Source organism: Sphingomonas sp. SphC10 (genome assembly GCF_057004845.1).
Genome location: NZ_CM168044.1, coordinates 2147713 through 2165076 on the forward strand (window position 1 = coordinate 2147713; position 17364 = coordinate 2165076).

19 protein-coding genes are annotated in these 17364 nt (G+C 67.0%); 9 read left to right on the top strand and 10 right to left on the bottom strand.

Annotated elements, in window-relative coordinates; all coding sequences use genetic code 11:
• Positions 1-130: 130 nt before the first annotated feature.
• The 4 genes from lipB (at position 131) to ACWKSV_RS09760 (ending at position 4152) form a co-directional block, all read left to right on the top strand.
• Entirely contained in the window at positions 131-784 is a 654-nt protein-coding gene (gene lipB / locus ACWKSV_RS09745; RefSeq protein ID WP_056431893.1) for a lipoyl(octanoyl) transferase LipB, read from the top strand.
• Between the two features lie 90 nt (positions 785-874).
• On the top strand, positions 875-1147 hold the full coding sequence (locus ACWKSV_RS09750; protein ID WP_042484220.1) for a peptidylprolyl isomerase PrsA family protein: 273 nt from the start codon (positions 875-877) through the stop codon (positions 1145-1147).
• A gap of 248 nt (positions 1148-1395) precedes the next feature.
• Entirely contained in the window at positions 1396-2106 is a 711-nt protein-coding gene (locus ACWKSV_RS09755) for a hypothetical protein (RefSeq protein ID WP_056431616.1), read from the top strand.
• Positions 2107-2289: 183 nt separating this feature from the next.
• Positions 2290-4152 carry an ABC-F family ATP-binding cassette domain-containing protein gene (locus ACWKSV_RS09760; RefSeq protein WP_076717309.1) on the top strand — a complete coding sequence of 621 codons (1863 nt, stop codon included), beginning with the start codon at positions 2290-2292 and terminating at the stop codon, positions 4150-4152.
• A gap of 178 nt (positions 4153-4330) precedes the next feature.
• On the opposite strand, the gene ACWKSV_RS09765 is transcribed toward ACWKSV_RS09760, so the two are convergent.
• Positions 4331-4615, bottom strand: coding sequence for a DUF3297 family protein (locus tag ACWKSV_RS09765; protein WP_076717311.1), 285 nt, complete (start codon positions 4613-4615; stop codon positions 4331-4333).
• Between the two features lie 91 nt (positions 4616-4706).
• A complete protein-coding gene (locus ACWKSV_RS09770) occupies positions 4707-5099 on the bottom strand; it encodes a hypothetical protein (RefSeq protein WP_056431605.1) in 393 nt (130 codons plus the stop codon).
• A gap of 139 nt (positions 5100-5238) precedes the next feature.
• Here ACWKSV_RS09770 and ACWKSV_RS09775 point away from each other — a divergent pair, with 139 nt between their 5' ends.
• On the top strand, positions 5239-5640 hold the full coding sequence (locus tag ACWKSV_RS09775; RefSeq protein ID WP_076717312.1) for an EVE domain-containing protein: 402 nt from the start codon (positions 5239-5241) through the stop codon (positions 5638-5640).
• A gap of 129 nt (positions 5641-5769) precedes the next feature.
• Here ACWKSV_RS09775 and ACWKSV_RS09780 read toward each other — a convergent pair whose 3' ends face one another.
• The 3 genes from ACWKSV_RS09780 to ACWKSV_RS09790 form a co-directional block, all read right to left on the bottom strand.
• A complete protein-coding gene (locus ACWKSV_RS09780) occupies positions 5770-6588 on the bottom strand; it encodes a shikimate 5-dehydrogenase (protein WP_076717314.1) in 819 nt (272 codons plus the stop codon).
• 130 nt (positions 6589-6718) lie between these two features.
• Complete coding sequence (locus tag ACWKSV_RS09785) at positions 6719-7714, bottom strand: NAD(P)H-dependent flavin oxidoreductase (protein WP_083706799.1); 996 nt, start codon at positions 7712-7714, stop codon at positions 6719-6721.
• A gap of 52 nt (positions 7715-7766) precedes the next feature.
• On the bottom strand, positions 7767-8477 hold the full coding sequence (locus ACWKSV_RS09790) for a c-type cytochrome (protein WP_056431590.1): 711 nt from the start codon (positions 8475-8477) through the stop codon (positions 7767-7769).
• Between the two features lie 129 nt (positions 8478-8606).
• Between ACWKSV_RS09790 and ACWKSV_RS09795 the strand changes: the two genes are divergently transcribed.
• A complete protein-coding gene (locus ACWKSV_RS09795; RefSeq protein ID WP_056431585.1) occupies positions 8607-9497 on the top strand; it encodes a prephenate dehydratase in 891 nt (296 codons plus the stop codon).
• A gap of 126 nt (positions 9498-9623) precedes the next feature.
• Here the strand turns inward: ACWKSV_RS09795 and nudC are convergent, their stop codons facing one another.
• The 3 genes from nudC to mutY are packed head-to-tail and all read right to left on the bottom strand — an operon-like array spanning position 9624 to position 12846.
• A complete protein-coding gene (nudC, locus tag ACWKSV_RS09800; protein ID WP_076717316.1) occupies positions 9624-10478 on the bottom strand; it encodes an NAD(+) diphosphatase in 855 nt (284 codons plus the stop codon).
• Positions 10475-11773, bottom strand: a complete 1299-nt coding sequence (locus ACWKSV_RS09805; protein WP_443026392.1) for a serine hydrolase domain-containing protein — start codon at positions 11771-11773, stop codon at positions 10475-10477. Before ACWKSV_RS09805 ends, nudC begins: the two co-directional genes overlap by 4 nt.
• A gap of 23 nt (positions 11774-11796) precedes the next feature.
• Positions 11797-12846, bottom strand: a complete 1050-nt coding sequence (gene mutY, locus ACWKSV_RS09810) for an A/G-specific adenine glycosylase (RefSeq protein WP_172839690.1) — start codon at positions 12844-12846, stop codon at positions 11797-11799.
• Between the two features lie 26 nt (positions 12847-12872).
• Between mutY and ACWKSV_RS09815 the strand changes: the two genes are divergently transcribed.
• From ACWKSV_RS09815 to ACWKSV_RS09825, 3 genes are read left to right on the top strand one after another with little or no spacing between them, the layout of a single operon-like run.
• A complete protein-coding gene (locus tag ACWKSV_RS09815) occupies positions 12873-13388 on the top strand; it encodes a DUF721 domain-containing protein (RefSeq protein WP_156361024.1) in 516 nt (171 codons plus the stop codon).
• Positions 13388-14083, top strand: coding sequence for a thioredoxin domain-containing protein (locus ACWKSV_RS09820; protein WP_083706698.1), 696 nt, complete (start codon positions 13388-13390; stop codon positions 14081-14083). Before ACWKSV_RS09815 ends, ACWKSV_RS09820 begins: the two co-directional genes overlap by 1 nt.
• Before the next feature lie 29 nt (positions 14084-14112).
• Positions 14113-14853 carry a DsbA family protein gene (locus ACWKSV_RS09825; protein ID WP_076718371.1) on the top strand — a complete coding sequence of 247 codons (741 nt, stop codon included), beginning with the start codon at positions 14113-14115 and terminating at the stop codon, positions 14851-14853.
• A gap of 456 nt (positions 14854-15309) precedes the next feature.
• Here the strand turns inward: ACWKSV_RS09825 and groL are convergent, their stop codons facing one another.
• On the bottom strand, positions 15310-16950 hold the full coding sequence (gene groL, locus ACWKSV_RS09830) for a chaperonin GroEL (protein WP_056431576.1): 1641 nt from the start codon (positions 16948-16950) through the stop codon (positions 15310-15312).
• A 53-nt stretch (positions 16951-17003) separates the two neighbouring features.
• On the bottom strand, positions 17004-17291 hold the full coding sequence (gene groES, locus ACWKSV_RS09835; protein ID WP_007405746.1) for a co-chaperone GroES: 288 nt from the start codon (positions 17289-17291) through the stop codon (positions 17004-17006).
• Positions 17292-17364 lie beyond the last annotated feature (73 nt).

A 17364-nucleotide genomic window follows, 5' to 3' on the forward strand; every position in this document is an offset into this window, starting at 1 on the left:
CCCCGTCCGCCTGTTCGCGTCTGCCTAGACGATTGCCGGATGCAAAGCCATCGCGCCGCGCTGACCTACGACGCTTGCATCGGCGGCGGGCCGGGCGCAAGGACGGCGGATCGTGACCCATATCCCCGACATGCCCGATATCGAATGGCGGATCAGTCCGGGCCTGACCCCCTATGACCAGTCGCTCGCCGAGATGGAGGCGCGTGCCGCCGCCGTCGTGGCGGGCGAGGCGCGCGAGCTCGTCTGGCTGCTCGAACATCCGCCCGTCTATACCGCCGGGACCAGCGCCGATCCGGTCGAACTGGTCGATCCCCGTTTCCCGGTGTTCCAGACCGGGCGTGGCGGCAAATATACTTATCACGGCCCCGGACAGCGGACCGGCTATCTGGTCCTGGATCTGAACAAGCGCGGGCGCGACGTGCGGCATTTCGTCCATACGCTGGAGGATTGGTTGATCGCCGCGCTGGGGCGGCTGGGGGTCAACGCCTTCCGCGCCGAGGGGCGGGTCGGCATCTGGACCCGCGACGGCGGCTCGGAGGCCAAGGTCGGCGCGATCGGCGTCCGCGTGCGTCGCTGGGTGACGCTGCACGGCTTTGCCATCAATGTCGCGCCCGATCTTTCGCATTTCGGCGGGATCGTGCCCTGCGGCCTTCCGGAATTCCCGGTGACCAGTCTTTTTGCGTTAAACGGCGTCAAGTCGCTGGAAACCTTTGACGAGGCGCTTGCGTTCAGCTTTCCGGCTTTCCTCAACGATCTCGGTGCGGTCCGACAAAACGAGGCTTGAGGACCAGACGGTATCCGATTAATGTCCACCCCGATTTGGGTAATAGGGCCAGCAAGCCGTTCCAAATCCATAATATCAAGGGAGCTTCCAATGCGTGCAATCATCTCCAAGGTCCTGACGGGCTCGATCATCGCCGGCGCGGCGCTCGCGGTTTCGGCTTGCGGCTCGAAGACCGAGAACACCACCGACGCGAACATGACCACCGAAATGAACGCTTCGGAAGGCATGGACACCGCCACCGACAACATGACCGCCGTCGACGGCACCATGAACGGTGGCATGATGGCCAACGACACCACCATGTCGAACGACATGATGATGGCCAACGACACGATGATGACCAACGCGACCAACGCGATGTAATCATCGTTGGGGTCATCCCAACGAAAGGGGCCGTCCGGGCGACCGGGCGGCCCCTTTTTCATGGGCCCTTCCCCCAGCGTCGGCAGTGACGTAACCAGCTGTGCAAATCCCGGATTTCGCTAAGTTTCCGTAACGACCGGCCCGGCATCAACGATTGCCGTACGGGCGTAATTCCGTTTGGGAAAAAAGCCGGAAAGCGTTATGTTTCGGGACGCTCGAAGGCCCTACGGGGGAAGGATCGGAACACAATGAAAGTGGTGCGTACCGCGCTGGTTGCTGGCGTGGCGTTTTGGGGGATGGGTGCTGCCGCACCCGCATCGGCGCAATTCTTCCTGCAGCCCTATAATTTCCAGGGAAAGCCCGTCCAGGGCGACGAACCCGGCATCGGCCAGCCGTTGCCCGGTGCGACCCCGGCGGAATTGCGCGCGGGGCTGCTGTGGAACATGCGCGCCGCGCTCAACGTCGCCGCGCTGCAATGCCAGTTCGAACCGATGCTGACGACCGTCTCCAACTATAACGCGACGCTCAAGGATCACGAAGTCGAGCTGAAGGGCGCGTTCGACACGCTGGGCGCCTATTTCAAGCGGCAGAACAAGACCGTGAAGGCCGGGCAGGACGCGCTCGACCAATATGGCACGCGCACCTATGCCAGCTTCTCGTCCGTGTCGGGGCAGCTGGGTTTCTGCACCACGGCGGCGTCGATCCTGCATCAGGCGGTATTCACCCCGCGCGGCCATCTGGGCGAACTGGCGGTCGACCGGATGCGCGAGCTGCGCAACAGCCTGGTTCCGTACGGCGAACAGCGTTTCCCGCGCTATATCGGCCGCGAGCAGCATATTGCCGCCACCATGCCGCGTCTGGATGCGCTGTGCTGGAACAAGAAGGCGGAATGGGTCGTCAAGAAGTGCGGTGTCCAGAACTGGCCGCCCGCAGGCGCGACCGCGATCGCGGCACGCTGAAGCCAAATCCTCCCCGGCACGGGGAGGTGGCAGCGCGAATGCGCTGACGGGAGGGGGATTTCCGCTAGGACTGCCCTTTGCGGAAGGCCCCCTCCACCATCCTTCGGATGGTCCCCCTCCCCGTACCGGGGAGGATAAAAGCCCCCTCTCCCCATCCGCGCCGAAATTTGCTAGGCGCGCGCCATGCTCAATCTGAACAGCATCACCGTGCGCCTGGGCGGCCGCACGATCCTCGACGGTGCATCCGCCGCACTCCCCCCCGGCAGCCGGGTCGGCCTGATCGGTCGTAACGGCGCTGGCAAGTCCACGCTCGTCCGCGTGATCGCGGGCCAGTTGGAGGCCGATGACGGCGCCTGCGAGATGCCCAAGGGCGCCAAGCTCGGCTATATCGCGCAGGAAGCGCCCGACGGCACCGCCACCCCGTTCGAGACGGTGCTCGCGGCCGATGTCGAGCGCGCCGAATTGATGGAGCGTAGCGAGACCGAGAGCGATCCGGAAAAGCTGGGCGACATCTACGAACGGCTGATCGCGATCGACGCCTATACCGCGCCCGCCCGCGCCTCCAGCATCCTTCAGGGCCTGGGCTTTGACGAGGCGATGCAGGGACGCCCGCTGTCCAGCTATTCGGGCGGGTGGAAGATGCGCGTCGCGCTCGCCGCGCTGCTGTTCTCGGCGCCCGACGTGCTGCTGCTCGACGAACCGTCGAACCACCTCGACCTCGAAGCGGTGATGTGGCTGGAGGATTTCCTCAAATCCTATCGCGCGACGATCCTGCTGGTCAGCCATGAGCGCGACTTCCTGAACAATGTCGTCGACCATATCCTGCACCTTCAGGGCGGCAAGGTGACGCTTTATCCGGGCGGCTATGATTCGTTCGAGCGCCAGCGTGCCGAGCGGATGGCGCAACTCGCCGCCGCCAAGGCGAATCAGGAGGCGCAGCGCGCCAAGTTGCAGGACTATATCGCGCGCAACTCGGCCCGCGCCTCGACCGCCAAGCAGGCGCAGAGCCGCGCGAAGATGCTGTCCAAGATGCAGCCGATCGCCGAGATGGCGAACGATCCGTCGCTGTCCTTCGACTTCCCCGATCCCGACCAGCTGCGCCCGCCGCTGATCACGCTGGACCTGGCGAGCGTGGGCTATGCCGAGACGCCGATTCTGAAGCGGCTGAACCTGCGCATCGACCCGGACGATCGGATCGCGTTGCTGGGCCGCAACGGCAACGGCAAGACGACGCTGGCCCGCCTGCTCGCCGCGCAGCTTACGCCGATGGAAGGCGATATGAATTCGTCGGGCAAGATGCGGGTGGGCTATTTCACCCAGTATCAGGTCGAGGAACTCGACACCGACGATACGCCGCTGGAGCATATGACGCGTATCATGCGCGGCGCGACCCCGGCGGCGGTGCGCGGGCAGCTCGGCCGGTTCGGCTTTTCGGGCGACAAGGCGACGACCAAGGTCGGCAAGCTGTCGGGCGGCGAACGCGCGCGTCTGGCATTGGCGCTGATCACCCGCGACGCGCCGCACATGCTGATCCTCGACGAGCCGACCAACCACCTTGACGTCGACGCGCGCGAGGCGCTGGTCCAGGCGCTCAACATGTACAAGGGCACGGTCGTGCTGGTCAGCCATGATCGCCACATGCTGGAGATGACGGCGGATCGGCTGGTGCTGGTCGATAACGGGACCGCCAAGGAGTTTGACGGGTCGCTGGACGATTATATCGCCTTCGTCCTGAAGGGCGATGCGGGTCAGGGCGACGCCGCGTCCAAGGCGGACCGCGCGGCCAACAAAAAGGCCTCGGCCGAGCAGCGCGAACGCTTTAACGCGATGAAGAAGACGCTGCGCGGCATCGAGGACGAAATGGCCAAGCTGACCCGCGAGCGCGACGCGCTGGACAAGGCGATGAACGACCCGGCCGCCGCCGAACCGCGCCATGCCAAGCTGTCGATGGGCGAGTTAAACAAGCGCCGCGCGGAGGTGGTCGACAAGCTGGCCGAAGCCGAGACGCGCTGGATGGAAGCGGGCGAGGCGATGGAGGCGGCGTGATCCGCCGCCTCTGGGCGAAGTCGGAGCGGGGCGAGCTTATCCCTCAAAACCCACGTGTTCCCCGGCGAAGGCCGGGGTCCAGTTTCTATAACGCAGGCGGTGCGCTAACCACCGCGTGGCAGGCCATCGCCCGCACCCCGCACCTGGACCCCGGCCTTCGCCGGGGTACGCACGATATTTAGGCTTCGGTCTCTTCCGAACCCTCTGCGGCTTCCTCGCCATCGGCCAGCTTCTCGATCCAGGCCTCGACCTCGCCGTTCAGCTTCAGGGTCAGCGGGCGGCCATGGCGGTCGACCTTCTTGCCCAGCGCGACGCGGATCCAGCCTTCGGAAATGCAATATTCCTCGACGTCGCGGCGCTCATTGCCCTTGAAGCGGATGCCGACCCCACGCGAGAGGAGGTCCTGGTCGAAATAGGGGCTGTCCGGGTTGGTGGACAGGCGATCGGGAACGGTATCGGTCATGCTCCTGGCCTTAACGCCGACTCAGGGGCGCTGCCAAGCAGGGGCTCCAAGAAAAACGGCGCCGGGATCGCTCCCGACGCCGCCAGGGGTCTTAGTTACAGACCCGCACCTGCACATTGCGGCCCCAATACGGGTCCCAGCGCCAGTCGGTCCAGCAGCGCGGCGCATAGCTGCGATACTCATATTGATACACCGGCGGTGGGGGCGGCGGCGCGTAATAGGGGTCATAGCCCCGGTTGTAATAATAGCCGCGATCGACATAGCGCGGCTGGTTGCTGCTCGCGATGGCCGCGCCGATGCCCAGGCCGACGATGCCGCCGATCAGCGCGCCTGCGGCCGCATCGCCGCGATCGCGGTGATAATAGCCGCCATAGCCGCCACCCCAGCCACGGCCCCAACGCTGCGCCTCGGCCGGAGCCGCCGCCGTCAGTGCGGTGGCGCCCAAGGCGAGGCCCAGTCCCAGTTTCTTCCAAACTCCGTTCATACCGAACCTCCGATACTGATACGCCCGGTCCGCTGATCGCAAAACGCGCAGGCGGCGTCCGTGTTGCCTTCCCTGCCACTATCGGGCTGAATGGACACGGAATGTGGCGTTTAGGCGCGGTTCAGGAGGAAAAGCGGAGATGGCATACTGGCTGCTGAAGTCGGAGCCGGAAAGCTATGGCTGGGACGATCTGGTCCGCGACGGGCGGACCGAATGGGACGGCGTGCGCAACGCCGCCGCCGCCGGGCATTTGCGGGCGATGCGGCCGGGGGACTCGGCGCTTCTCTATCACAGCGGCAAGGACAAGGCGGCGATGGGCATCGCGACGATCTCCCGCGCCGCCAGGGCCGATGGCGATGACGGGCGCTGGGTCTCAGTCGAGATCGCCCCCGACCGTCCGCTGCCCCGCCCCGTCACACTGGCCGCGATGAAGGCCGAGGCGAGGCTCGCCGCGCTGCCGATGCTCCGCCAATCGCGGCTGTCGGTGTCGCCGGTCGGCGAAGCGGAATGGGCGGTGTTGATGGGGATGGCAGGACTCTGAAAATCCTCCCCGGTACGGGAAGGTGGCAGCGCGCAGCGCTGACGGAGGGGGGCTTCCACGAAGGACACCCCCTACGGCACGCCCCCTCCACCATCCTGCGGATGGTCCCCCTCCCCGTCCCGGGGAGGATCACCCCATGCGATAGGCGTAATCCGCCGCTTCCTGCACCTGCTCGGGCGTGGGGCGGACGCCGGTATAGAGCACGAACTGCTCGAGCGCCTGGATGGTCGCCACCTGGGTGCCGGTGATCACCCGCTTGCCCAGCCCCCGCGCGGTGGACAGGAAGCGCGTCTCGGGCGGATATTGCACCACGTCGAAGGCGATCTCCGCCTGCGCGATCATCGCCTCGGGGAAGGCGAGCTGGTCCTCATTGCCCCCGGTCATACCGATCGGCGTGACGTTGATCAGCAGCGGCGCACCCGAATCCAGTTCCGCCGACCAGCCGAACCCGTAAAGCCCCGCCAATTGGCGTCCCAGCGGTTCGTTGCGCGCGACGATGGTGCCCTTGGCAAACCCTGAATCGCGCAAGGCCGCCGCCACCGCCTTTGCCATCCCGCCCGATCCGCGCAGGACGAAGGGCGTGGCGGGGTCGATATCGGCGATCAGCTCGGCCACGGCGGCATAGTCGGTGTTGTAGCCGGTCAGCCGCCCGTCATCATTGACGATGGTGTTCACGCTGTCGATCGCCGCCGCCGATCCGGCCAGCCCGTCGAGCATCGGGATCACCGCTTCCTTGAATGGCATCGAAATGGCGCAGCCGCGAATGTTGAGCGCCCGGATACCGCCCACCGCTCCGGCCAAATCGGTCGTGCTGAACGACTTGTAAACATAGTCGAGGCCGGTCAGCTCATAGAGCCGGTTGTGGAAGCGCGAACCGAAATTACCGGGACGAGCCGACAACGACATGCACAGCCGCGTATCGCGACCGATGGGGGGCTTGGTGGTCATGGGCCATGGTTTAGCGGAGTGTGGTGGTGAACGCATCCCTTGGCCTTCGACGTCGCTCAGGCTGAACGGGGTTAGAGGATTGCGCAAAACCTCCGTTCAGGCTGAGCCAAGTCGAAGCCCACGCTCCCCCCTACCCGCGCATCTCTCCGGCAATCGTACGAACCAGTTCCCCTGCTGGCATCGAACGGGCCAGCGGGGCCCCCTGCCCCGCCCATTGGGCGCCGTAACCGCCCTCACCCCGCGCCTTCGCGGCGGCGTTCAAGGCCTTCCCCGCATCATAAGCGATCGGATAATCAGGCACCGCCGCCGTCAGACTTTCCCCCAGCGCGGTGAACCGATTGGGCAGACACCGCGCCGGACGCCCCGAAATCACGCGGGTCATCACCGTATGCGCAGCCCCCTCGCCCATCAGCGCCGCGCGGTAGGCATCGTCCGCCGTGCTCTCGGGACAGGCGACGAACGCCGTCCCCAGTTGCGCCGCCACCGCCCCCAGCGCGAGGACAGCCGACACCCCCGCCCCGTCCATCACCCCGCCCGCCGCAATCACCGGCAGCCGCGTCCGCAGCGCCAGCAATCGGGTCAGCGCCAGCGTCCCCAACCGGTCGTCCGCCGCATCCGGATCGAAAACCCCGCGATGCCCGCCCGCCTCATAGCCTTGTGCGACCAGCATATCGATCCCGGCACGCTCGGCGGCCCGAGCCTCGGCCAGCGAGGTCACGCTCGCCAGCAACAGGCATCCCGCCTGTTTCAGCGCGGCGATGCGCGGACCGTCGGGCAGGCCGAAATGAAAGCTGACCACCGCCGGTCTCGTCTCGACCAGCAGCGCCAGCATCGCATCGTCCTGCGCGAAGTTCTGATAGATGGTGCGCAGCGCGGTGGGCGGCTCCGCGTCGAACGCGGCGAAGGCGGGACGAAGCGCCTCGCACCAGGCCGCATCGCGCGCCGGATCGGGCGCGGGCGGGGCATGGACGAAGAGGTTGACGTTGAACGGCCGCTCGGTCCGCTCGCGCGTTTCGGCGATCATCCGGGCGGCCGCATCGGCGTCACCCGCACCCAGTGCGATTCCGCCCAGACCGCCGCCCGCATTCACCGCCGCCGCCATGGCGGGAGTCGACACTCCCGCCATCGGCGCCTGCAGGATCGGAACGTCGAGGGTCAGCCGATCCCGCGCATCGGCATCAGCGCGGGGCCTTGGCACCTTCCACCGCGGCTTGCGGATCGACCGAGGGCGCGCCACTGGCGGGCGTGCCGGTATTGGCGATCGATCCGGTGTCGGCGCGCGGATCCTCTTCGACCTTGTTGACCGCCGCGTCCGCGCCATTGGCCGGGGCATCGCCCGCCGCCGGTTCCGCGTTGGCGGCCGGGGCCGCCGGGAGCGGCAGGTTCGATCCCTGCTGGTTGAGGTACAGGATCACGTTCGCGCGGTCCTGCGGATTGGAAAGCCCGGCAAAGGTCATCTTGGTGCCGGGCGCGAACTTGCGCGGCGACGTCAGCCACGCGTTCATCTTGTCCCAGTCCCATTTGCCGCCGACCGCCTTCAACGCGTCGGAGAAGGCGAAGCCCGCCTTACCCTGTGCAATCGCTTCGCCCATGGTGGCATAGAGATTGGGGCCGATGCCGTTCGCGCCACCCTGGTTGATGGTGTGGCACGCGGCGCATTTCTTGAAGACTTCGGCGCCCTTGGCCGCGTCGGCGGTGGGCAGCAACGAGGCGATAGGCACCTCGGCGGCACCGCCGCCCGCGCCTTCGGCCTCCACGCCCTCGATCGCATAGCCCATTTTTTCGGGGCGCTCTTCGTGGAAGATCATGCCGCCGACGATCGAAAGGCCCAATGCCGTGCCTGCCGCACCCAGCACCCATCCCGCGATCGTATTGGTCTTTAGGTCCATCGCGTTTCGCTGCCCCGCCAATATCTCTCCTGAACGCGGACCTTAGGTGCGGCTTTCGCGAACGGCAAGTTCTGCTTCCCTTGTCGCCCGCCTTGATCGTGCCGCGTGCCCGCTCTACGCCGCTGCGCCATGGAGAATTACGCCGCCCCCGCCCGCCCCATCGTCGCGGGCATGACCGCCGCCGCCTTGGCCGAGCCGGCCCGTGCCGTCGCCTTTCAGGGCGCGCCGGGCGCCAACAGCCATGTCGCCGCGACCGAGGTGTTTCCGGACGGCCTGCCGCTCCCCTGTTTCGATTTCGCCGACGCGCTGGACGCGGTGAAGAGCGGCAAGGCCGACCGCGCGATCATTCCCATCGAGAATTCGCTGCACGGGCGGGTGGCCGACATCCATTTCCTGCTGCCCGAATCCGGGTTGGTCATCGTGGGTGAGCATTTCCTGTCGATCCGCCACGCGCTGATGGCGACGGGCGGGCGCGACGGGCTGGTCGAGGCGATGAGCCATCCGCAGGCGCTGGGCCAGTGCCGCCACTGGCTGCGCGCGCACGGTATCCGCCCGATCGCCTATGCCGATACGGCGGGCGCGGCGGCGCGGGTGGCGGAGATGAACGACCCCCGCGTCGCCGCCCTCGCCCCGCCCCGCGCCGCCGAACTCTATGGCCTGAACCTGCTGGCCGAGGATATTTCGGACGCCGACAGCAACATGACCCGCTTCGTCGTGCTCGCCCGTGGCGGCCAGCCGCCGGTCGGGGATGGGCCGTGGATGACCAGCCTGATCTTCGAGGTGAAGAATATTCCCGCTGCTTTGTACAAGGCGATGGGCGGTTTCGCGACCAACGGCGTCAACATGACCAAGCTGGAAAGCTACCAGCGCGGCGGCAGCTTTGCCGCGACGGAATTCTATTGCGACGTGGTCGGGCGGCCGGGCGAAGCCGCGTTCGACCGCGCGATCGAGGAACTGGGGTTCCACAGCAAATGGGTGCGGATGCTGGGCACCTACGCCCAGGCGCGGGAGAGGGGATGATATCCTCCCCGGCACGGGGAGGTGGCAGGCCGCAGGCCTGACGGAGGGGGGCTTCCACAAAGGGCGTCCCCTGAGGCACGCCCCCTCCACCAGCTTCGCTGGTCCCCCTCCCCGTACCGGGGAGGATTACTTTGCCCAAGCCTCCAGCAGCGTATGCGCGATCGCGTAAGACGGCGGCACGCCGAACCGCGATCCGTCCCCGGCCAGCGCCGCGCGCACCTCGTCACGCGAAACCCAGATCGCGTCCTCCAGCTCGGTCGTATCGATGGTCAGCCGGTCATCCACCGCCTCCGCGACGCAGGCGATCATCAGCGACGACGGGAACGGCCAGGGCTGGCTGGCGATATAGCGGACGTGTCGAACCCGCACGCCTGCCTCCTCGAACAACTCGCGCGCCACCGCTTCCTCGATCGATTCGCCCGGCTCCAGAAACCCCGCCAGCGCCGAATAGCGCCCCGGCGGAAAGGCCGGCTGTCGACCCAGCAGTGCACGGCCGTCATGCTCGGCGATCATGATGACGACCGGGTCGACGCGCGGGAAATGCTCGGTCCCGCATGCGGGGCAATGCCGCCCCCAGCCAGCCCGGAACGGCGCGGTCGCCGCCCCGCATTTCGCGCAAAAGCCGTGCCGCGCATGCCAGTCGAGCACCGAGCGCGCCGCCGCATAGGTCGCCGCCTCGCCCGCCTCCAGCGCATGGAGCGCCGCGATCATCTCGAACGACCGGCCGACCGCCGCTTCACCGGTCAACCGGGCGAAATGCGGCACCCCGTCCTCGATGCCGAGCAGCACATGGTCCTCGGGGGCCGCATCCGCATCGATGGCGGTCCAGCCCAGCCGTCCGCCGTCCATCACCGGCTGATAGTCGTTCAGCACCAGCAGCCGCGCCGCCGGGTCGGCCAGCGCCGCCGCGAAACCCGCCGGATCGTGGCGCAGCGGGTCGGCACGATCCAGCCGCCCGCCGGTAAATCCCAGGGTCGTCACTTCGCCATCCGCCCCAGATCCTTGTAAAGCGCCGTCGCCAGATCGCTGCGCAAAGGATAGCGGTCGGCGGGGAAGTAATTGACCATCACCGTGCCCCGCACATGCCGGGTCGGATCAACATAGGCGATGGTGCCCGCCGCCCCGCCCCAGCCATAGGTGCCCTTGCCCGGCCCGCCCGGCGTATCGGCCAGCGTCACCGATCCGCCCGCGCCATAACCCGTCGGCACCTCGCCCCCGCTGCCGCCGCTCGCGCCCGTCACCGAGCCATAGGTGACGCCTGCGGGCAGCAGGTTGGACATGGCGAGCTTCACCGTCTCGGGCTTCATCACCCGGACGCCGTCGACCTGCCCCTCATTCTGGAGCATCTGGAGGAAGCGATCATAGTCGCGCGCCGACATGACCAGCCCCGCGCCGCCATAGGGAAAGCTGGGGGCCAAGCGAAAGACCGAGGTCGCCGCCGGATCGACCGGCACCATCCGGTCGCCCAGGAAGGTATAGTTGGTGACCAGCCGGTTCGCCGCCGAAGCGGGCACCTGCCAATAGCTGCTGTTCATCTTCAAGGGCGTGAAGAGACGGGTCTGGACGAACCGCTCGAACGGCATGCCCGACACCTTCTCGACCACCGCCGCCAGCACGTCCAGGCCCATCGAATAGCTCCAGCGCGTACCCGGCTCTGCGATCAGCGGCGCGGTGGCCGCGCGCTCGGCGAATTGCTGGAGGGTCGCGGGGCGGGTCGGGCGAACCTTGGCCTCGACCTGCGCATTGGCGGCAAAGGGCACCAGACCCAGCCGTTCATATTCGCGGAGCAACGGCCCCTTGGCGGTGAAGCTGTACCCCAGCCCCGCCGTATGGGTCATCAGTTCGCGGATGGTGATCGGCTTGGTCGCCGGACGGCTGTCGAGTGAGGCCTGCGGATTGGTCAGCACCCGCATAGTCTTATAGGCCGGATAGATATCAGACAGCGGCTGGTCGAGCTTCAGTCTGCCCTCCTCGACCAGGATCATCGCGGCCATGGCGGTGATCGGCTTGGTCATCGAATAGACCCGCCACAGCGTATCGGGGGTGGCGGCGGGCGCGTTCGGCTCGATCGCGGTCCGGCCTGCCGCTACGAACATCGGCGGCCGTCCCGGCAGCCCGATCGCGGCCACGATGCCGGGCATCTTGCCCGACCGGACATAGGTGTCGAACAGTGCTTGGGTAGCGGGCAGCGCGTTCGTGGCTTGCGCCCTCGGGGTCTGCGCCACCTGCGCGGGGGCGGCGGCACCCAGCAAGGCCAGCATTGCCCCGCTTGTCATCATCACTCGACGAATCATTGATATCAGACCCTTTTCAACAGATCGGCTGCCCGCGCGAACAAGGTGGGCAGCCCTGCGGTTCCCAGATCGGCGATCAGCCACCATTCGCCCATGCTCGAATCGTCCGGCTCGCCATCGGTGCGGGCCAGCGCCAGTTCGAGTTCGAAATGGGTGAAGCCATGTACGACCGTCTCGTTCAGCATCGTCCATGGCCCCTGCCCCGGCGCATCGGCCAGCCCCGGCCGCTCATCGACCCAGAGCCCGGTCGGCAACGCGCGCATGCCGCCCAGCATCCCCTTGTCCGGGCGGCGGACCAGCCAGACGCGGCCCTCATGCTCGATCCAGAAGACGGTGCCGTGACGATAGGGCCGCGCTTTCTTCGGCGCCTTGGCGGGCAGCGTCTCGGCAATCCCTTCCGCCCTCGCCCTACAATCCACCGCGATCGGGCAGAGCAGGCATTGCGGCTTCTTCACCGTGCAGACGGAAGAACCCAGATCCATCATTGCCTGCGCGAAATCGCCCGCGCGTGCGTCGGGCGTAATCCGGTCGGTGGCCTCGCGAATCGCGGGCCGCGCGGCGGGCAGCGGGGTCGTGATGGCGAACAGCCGGGCGACGACCCGCTCGACATTGGCGTCGACGACCACCGCCCGCTCGCCGAACGCGATCGCCGCCACCGCCGCCGCCGTATAGGCGCCCAGCCCCGGCAGCGCGCGTAAGCCCGCCTCGGTCTGCGGAAAGCGCCCGCCATGCTCGGCGACCACCGCCCGCGCGGCCTTCACCAGATTGCGGGCGCGGGCATAATAGCCCAGCCCCGCCCAGGCGGCCATGATGTCCTCGTCGGACGCCGCCGCCAGGCTGGCGACATCGGGCCAGCGCGCCACCCAGGCGGTGAAGCGGGGCGTGACCGCCGCCACCGTCGTCTGTTGCAGCATCACCTCGGACAGCCAGACGCGATAGGGGTCGGGCACCTCCCCCGGACGGCTGCGCCAAGGCAGTTCGCGGGCGTACCGGTCATACCAGGCGAGCAGCCGGGCGGCGGGATTGTCGGGCGATGATGAATGCTTGGCGTCCACCCGCCCGCTATGGCATGGGGACGGATATGAGCAAGCGCGTCCGCGCCCCCCAGGAGCCGCCCCCCCGTTCCAACCGCCCCCGCGCGGTGTCCGAACTGCTGCCCGCCATCGGCGGCGCGGCCTTTCGCCGCTTCGGTTTCGTCCAGAGCGCGATCGTCAGCCGCTGGCCCGATATTGTCGGCCCGCGCCTGTCCACCGCCAGCGCCCCCGAATCGATTCGCTTTCCGCAAGGCGAGAAGCAGAACGGCGTGCTGACGCTGGTCGTGCGCGGTGCCCACGCACCGATGATGCAGCATATCGCACCCGAGATCATCGAGCGGGTGAATCGCTTCTTCGGCTATCCGGCGGTCGCCCGGCTTCAAATCCGCCAGGGCGAACTGCCCATGGCAGCCCCCCGCCGCGCCGCGCCACCCAAGCCGCAGCCGGTGCCGCCGGAGATGGGCGACGGCTTGCGCCAGATCGCCGATCCGGAGCTTCGCGCCGTGCTCGAATCGCTTGCCGCGGGCGTCGCTGCGACGCGCGGCCTTCCCAAGGTGTCGTGATGCGTCTTTTCCTGTCGCTGGCCGCGCTCGGCCTCGCTGTCTCCGCCGGTTCGGCTCAGGCCGCCCAGGCCCAGCGCAAGGGCGTGAACTGGGCGAGCCATGTCACCCAGACACCCGCCGGGGCCTATGTGATCGGCAATCTGGCGGCGCGGGTGAAGCTGGTCGAATATGTCAGCTATACCTGTCCGCATTGCGCCGTCTTCACCACCGAATCGGCGCCGGTGCTGAAAGGACAGATGGTCCGGTCCGGATCGACCAGCATCGAGATCCGCCATTTCATCCGCGACCGGCTGGACCTGGCCGCTGCCCTCATCGCGCGCTGCGGCGGGGCGGCCAGGTTCGCCGGACTGAGCGACACGATCTTTGCGCAGCAGCGCGACTGGTTGAAGCGCGGCATGGAGTTCGACCAGGCCAATGGCCAGCGGATCGCCGCCTATCCCGCCGCCGCGCAGATGCGGGCGGAAGCGGACGGATCGGGGCTGACCGCGATCGGCAAGAGCGCCGGGCTGAGCGATGCGCAGATCACCGCCTGCCTGTCGGACCGCGCCGCCACCGATCGGATCGTCGCGATGACCACCGCCGCCCCCGACTCGATCGAGGGCACGCCGGGCTTCTTCATCAACGGCAAACAGGCCATGGGCGTGTTTTCCTGGGACAAGCTGCTGCCGCTGTTGCGCGCAGGCGGCGCCCGCTAAATCCTTCTTTTCCTTCGGAGCATATGTCGATGAAGTCTCGCCTCCTCCTCCTCACCCTTCCGCTGGCGCTGGCTGCCTGCGGTGGCGGCAATGGCGACGCCAACGGCAGCGCCCCGGCCGCGTCGCCGCTGCCCGCGGTCGCTGCGCCTGCGGGCCAGGACTGGACCCAGGTCGTCAGCAAGACCGCCGAGGGTTATGTGATGGGCAACCCCAATGCGCCCATCAAGCTGGTCGAATATGGCTCGCGCCTGTGCCCGGCCTGCGGCGCGTTCGCGCGGGAGGGCTATGACCCGCTGACGAATAATTACGTCAAGTCGGGCAAGGTCAGCTGGGAATTCCGCGAGTTCCTGATCCACGGCGCGCCCGATCTTCCCCCGGCGCTGCTCGGCATCTGCGCGGGCGAGGCGACCTTCTTCCCGGTGCTGGAACAGATGTACCAGTCGCAGCAGGGCTTCAACGACAAGCTCCAGGCGATGAGCCCGGCGATGCAGCAGCAGTTGCAGACCGCCAAGCCGGTCGACGTCATCAAGGCGCTGGCCGACCAGATGGACCTGGTCAACTTCGTCAAGCAGCGCGGCATCCCCGAAGCCAAGGCGCGCCAGTGCCTGAGCGACATGACGCAGATCGACCGCCTGACCAAGCAGACCCAGGATCGCGGCGCCGACGGGACCGTGACGGGCACCCCGACCTTCATCCTGAACGGCAAGCCGCTGAAGGGCGCGGTCAGCTGGTCGGACGTGCAGGCGGCACTGAAGAACGCGGGCGCGTAAGCGGCTCGGGTTTTCGGGTTACGGGAAAGGCGGTCGGGCGAAGGTCCGGCCGCCTTTTTCTATGCCCCTGCCGTTCCCCGGCGAAGGCCGGGGCCCAGTTGCGGTGTGGCCGATGGCGCGCGCGGCGATGCGGGGAGGCAACAACGAAGCGGGTCAAACTGCCTCCCACGCGCTGTTCTACTCCCCCTCAAGAGAATTGAAACTGGACCCCGGCCTTCGCCGGGGTACGGGACCTCCCCTCATCCGTTCGCACTGAGCGAAGTCGAAGTGCATGCCCCGCCTGCAACCCCGAGCGAGTCCCATGGCCTTCGACTTCGCTCAGGCTGAAAGGGGGTGGCATGCAGGGCGCATGGAAAAAGGCCCGGGGATCGCTCCCCGGGCCTTTCTTTGGCATTGCCGCAAGGACAAGGCCGGTCCGGTTCCCGGCGGGCAAGCCCCGCCGGTCCCCGATCCGACTTAGAAGTCCATGCCGCCCATGCCGCCCATGCCGCCACCGGCGGGCATGGCGGGCTTGTCTTCGGGCAGCTCGGCCACGGTGGCTTCCGTGGTGATCAGCAGGCCCGCGACCGACGCCGCGTTCTGGAGCGCGGTGCGGACGACCTTGGTCGGGTCGATCACGCCGGCGGCCACCAGGTTCTCATAGGTGTCGGTCGACGCGTTGAAGCCGAACGAGGTGTCGTCCTGGTCGAGCAGCTTGCCCGACACGACCGCACCGTCATGACCGGCGTTCTGAGCGATCTGGCGAACCAGCGCGGTCAGCGACTTGCGAACGATGTCGATACCACGGGTCTGGTCGTCATTGACGCCCTTGACGCCGTCCAGCGCCTTGGTCGCGTACAGCAGCGCCGTACCACCGCCCGGGACGATGCCCTCTTCGACGGCCGCGCGGGTCGCGTGCAGCGCGTCGTCGACGCGGTCCTTGCGCTCCTTGACCTCGACTTCGGTCGCACCACCGACCTTGATCACGGCCACGCCGCCAGCGAGCTTGGCCAGACGCTCCTGGAGCTTCTCGCGGTCGTAATCGCTGGTGGTGTTCTCGATCTGCGCACGGATCGCCTCGGTGCGGCCCTTGATCGCGTCGGCTTCACCCGCACCATCGACGATGGTGGTGTTGTCCTTGTCGATCGTGACGCGCTTGGCGGTGCCCAGCATGCCGACGGTGACGGTCTCGAGCTTGATGCCCAGGTCTTCCGAGATCAGCTCGCCCGCGGTCAGGATGGCGATGTCTTCCAGCATCGCCTTGCGACGATCGCCGAAGCCCGGTGCCTTGACCGCTGCGACCTTCAGGCCACCGCGCAGCTTGTTGACGACGAGCGTGGCCAGAGCCTCGCCCTCGATGTCCTCGGCGATGATCAGGAGCGGACGGCCCGACTGGACGACGGCTTCCAGGATCGGGAGCATCGCCTGCAGGTTCGACAGCTTCTTCTCGTGGATCAGGATGTACGGGTCGTTCAGTTCGACCGTCATCTTTTCCGGGTTGGTGATGAAGTAGGGCGAGAGATAGCCGCGGTCGAACTGCATGCCCTCGACGACGTCGAGCTCGAAATCGAGACCCTTCGCTTCCTCGACGGTGATCACGCCTTCCTTGCCGACCTTTTCCATGGCTTCGGCGATCTTCTCGCCGACTTCACGGTCGCCATTGGCCGAGATGATGCCGACCTGCGCCACTTCCGACGAACCCGACACGGGCTTCGAACGCGACTTGATGTCCTCGGTCACCTTGGCGACGGCGATGTCGATGCCGCGCTTCAGGTCCATCGGGTTCATGCCGGCCGCAACCGACTTCATGCCCTCGCGGACGATCGCCTGGGCCAGGACGGTCGCGGTGGTGGTGCCGTCACCGGCGATGTCGTTGGTCTTCGACGCCACTTCGCGCACCATCTGGGCGCCCATGTTCTCGAACTTGTCCTTCAGTTCGATTTCCTTGGCGACCGAAACGCCGTCCTTGGTGATGCGCGGGGCACCGAACGACTTGTCGATCACGACGTTGCGGCCCTTCGGACCCAGCGTGACCTTGACGGCATCGGCGAGGATGTCGACGCCCTTCAGAATGCGCTCACGCGCGTCGCGCGAAAACTTGACTTCCTTGGCTGCCATGGTGGCTACCCTTTCAATAGAATGTCAGAAAAAACGGGAGGAAAACCGGTCGCTCAGCCGATGATGCCGAGGATATCCGATTCCTTCATGATGAGCAGGTCTTCACCGTTCACCTTGACCTCGGTGCCCGACCACTTGCCGAACAGAATGCGGTCGCCCGCCTTCACGTCGAGCGGCGTGACCTTGCCGTCTTCGGCCTTGGCACCGGTGCCGGCAGCGACGACCTCGCCCTCCTGGGGCTTTTCCTTGGCGGTATCCGGGATGATGATCCCGCCAGCCGTCTTTTCCTCGGCCTCGACGCGACGGACGAGAACGCGGTCGTGCAACGGACGAAAGTTCATTGCCATGTCCCTTTAATCTGGCGTGTTACACTTTTCTGGCACTCGAGCCATGCGAGTGCCAACGCGACCGGAT

Coding starts and splice junctions, on each gene's coding strand:
- lipB (WP_056431893.1), top strand. CDS start 131: ATGCCCGATATCGAATGGCGGATCAGTCCGGGCCTGACCCCCTATGAC.
- ACWKSV_RS09750 (WP_042484220.1), top strand. CDS start 875: ATGCGTGCAATCATCTCCAAGGTCCTGACGGGCTCGATCATCGCCGGC.
- ACWKSV_RS09755 (WP_056431616.1), top strand. CDS start 1,396: ATGAAAGTGGTGCGTACCGCGCTGGTTGCTGGCGTGGCGTTTTGGGGG.
- ACWKSV_RS09760 (WP_076717309.1), top strand. CDS start 2,290: ATGCTCAATCTGAACAGCATCACCGTGCGCCTGGGCGGCCGCACGATC.
- ACWKSV_RS09765 (WP_076717311.1), bottom strand. CDS start 4,615: ATGACCGATACCGTTCCCGATCGCCTGTCCACCAACCCGGACAGCCCC.
- ACWKSV_RS09770 (WP_056431605.1), bottom strand. CDS start 5,099: ATGAACGGAGTTTGGAAGAAACTGGGACTGGGCCTCGCCTTGGGCGCC.
- ACWKSV_RS09775 (WP_076717312.1), top strand. CDS start 5,239: ATGGCATACTGGCTGCTGAAGTCGGAGCCGGAAAGCTATGGCTGGGAC.
- ACWKSV_RS09780 (WP_076717314.1), bottom strand. CDS start 6,588: ATGACCACCAAGCCCCCCATCGGTCGCGATACGCGGCTGTGCATGTCG.
- ACWKSV_RS09785 (WP_083706799.1), bottom strand. CDS start 7,714: ATGGCGGGAGTGTCGACTCCCGCCATGGCGGCGGCGGTGAATGCGGGC.
- ACWKSV_RS09790 (WP_056431590.1), bottom strand. CDS start 8,477: ATGGACCTAAAGACCAATACGATCGCGGGATGGGTGCTGGGTGCGGCA.
- ACWKSV_RS09795 (WP_056431585.1), top strand. CDS start 8,607: ATGGAGAATTACGCCGCCCCCGCCCGCCCCATCGTCGCGGGCATGACC.
- ACWKSV_RS09805 (WP_443026392.1), bottom strand. CDS start 11,773: ATGACAAGCGGGGCAATGCTGGCCTTGCTGGGTGCCGCCGCCCCCGCG.
- ACWKSV_RS09815 (WP_156361024.1), top strand. CDS start 12,873: ATGAGCAAGCGCGTCCGCGCCCCCCAGGAGCCGCCCCCCCGTTCCAAC.
- ACWKSV_RS09820 (WP_083706698.1), top strand. CDS start 13,388: ATGCGTCTTTTCCTGTCGCTGGCCGCGCTCGGCCTCGCTGTCTCCGCC.
- ACWKSV_RS09825 (WP_076718371.1), top strand. CDS start 14,113: ATGAAGTCTCGCCTCCTCCTCCTCACCCTTCCGCTGGCGCTGGCTGCC.
- groL (WP_056431576.1), bottom strand. CDS start 16,950: ATGGCAGCCAAGGAAGTCAAGTTTTCGCGCGACGCGCGTGAGCGCATT.
- groES (WP_007405746.1), bottom strand. CDS start 17,291: ATGAACTTTCGTCCGTTGCACGACCGCGTTCTCGTCCGTCGCGTCGAG.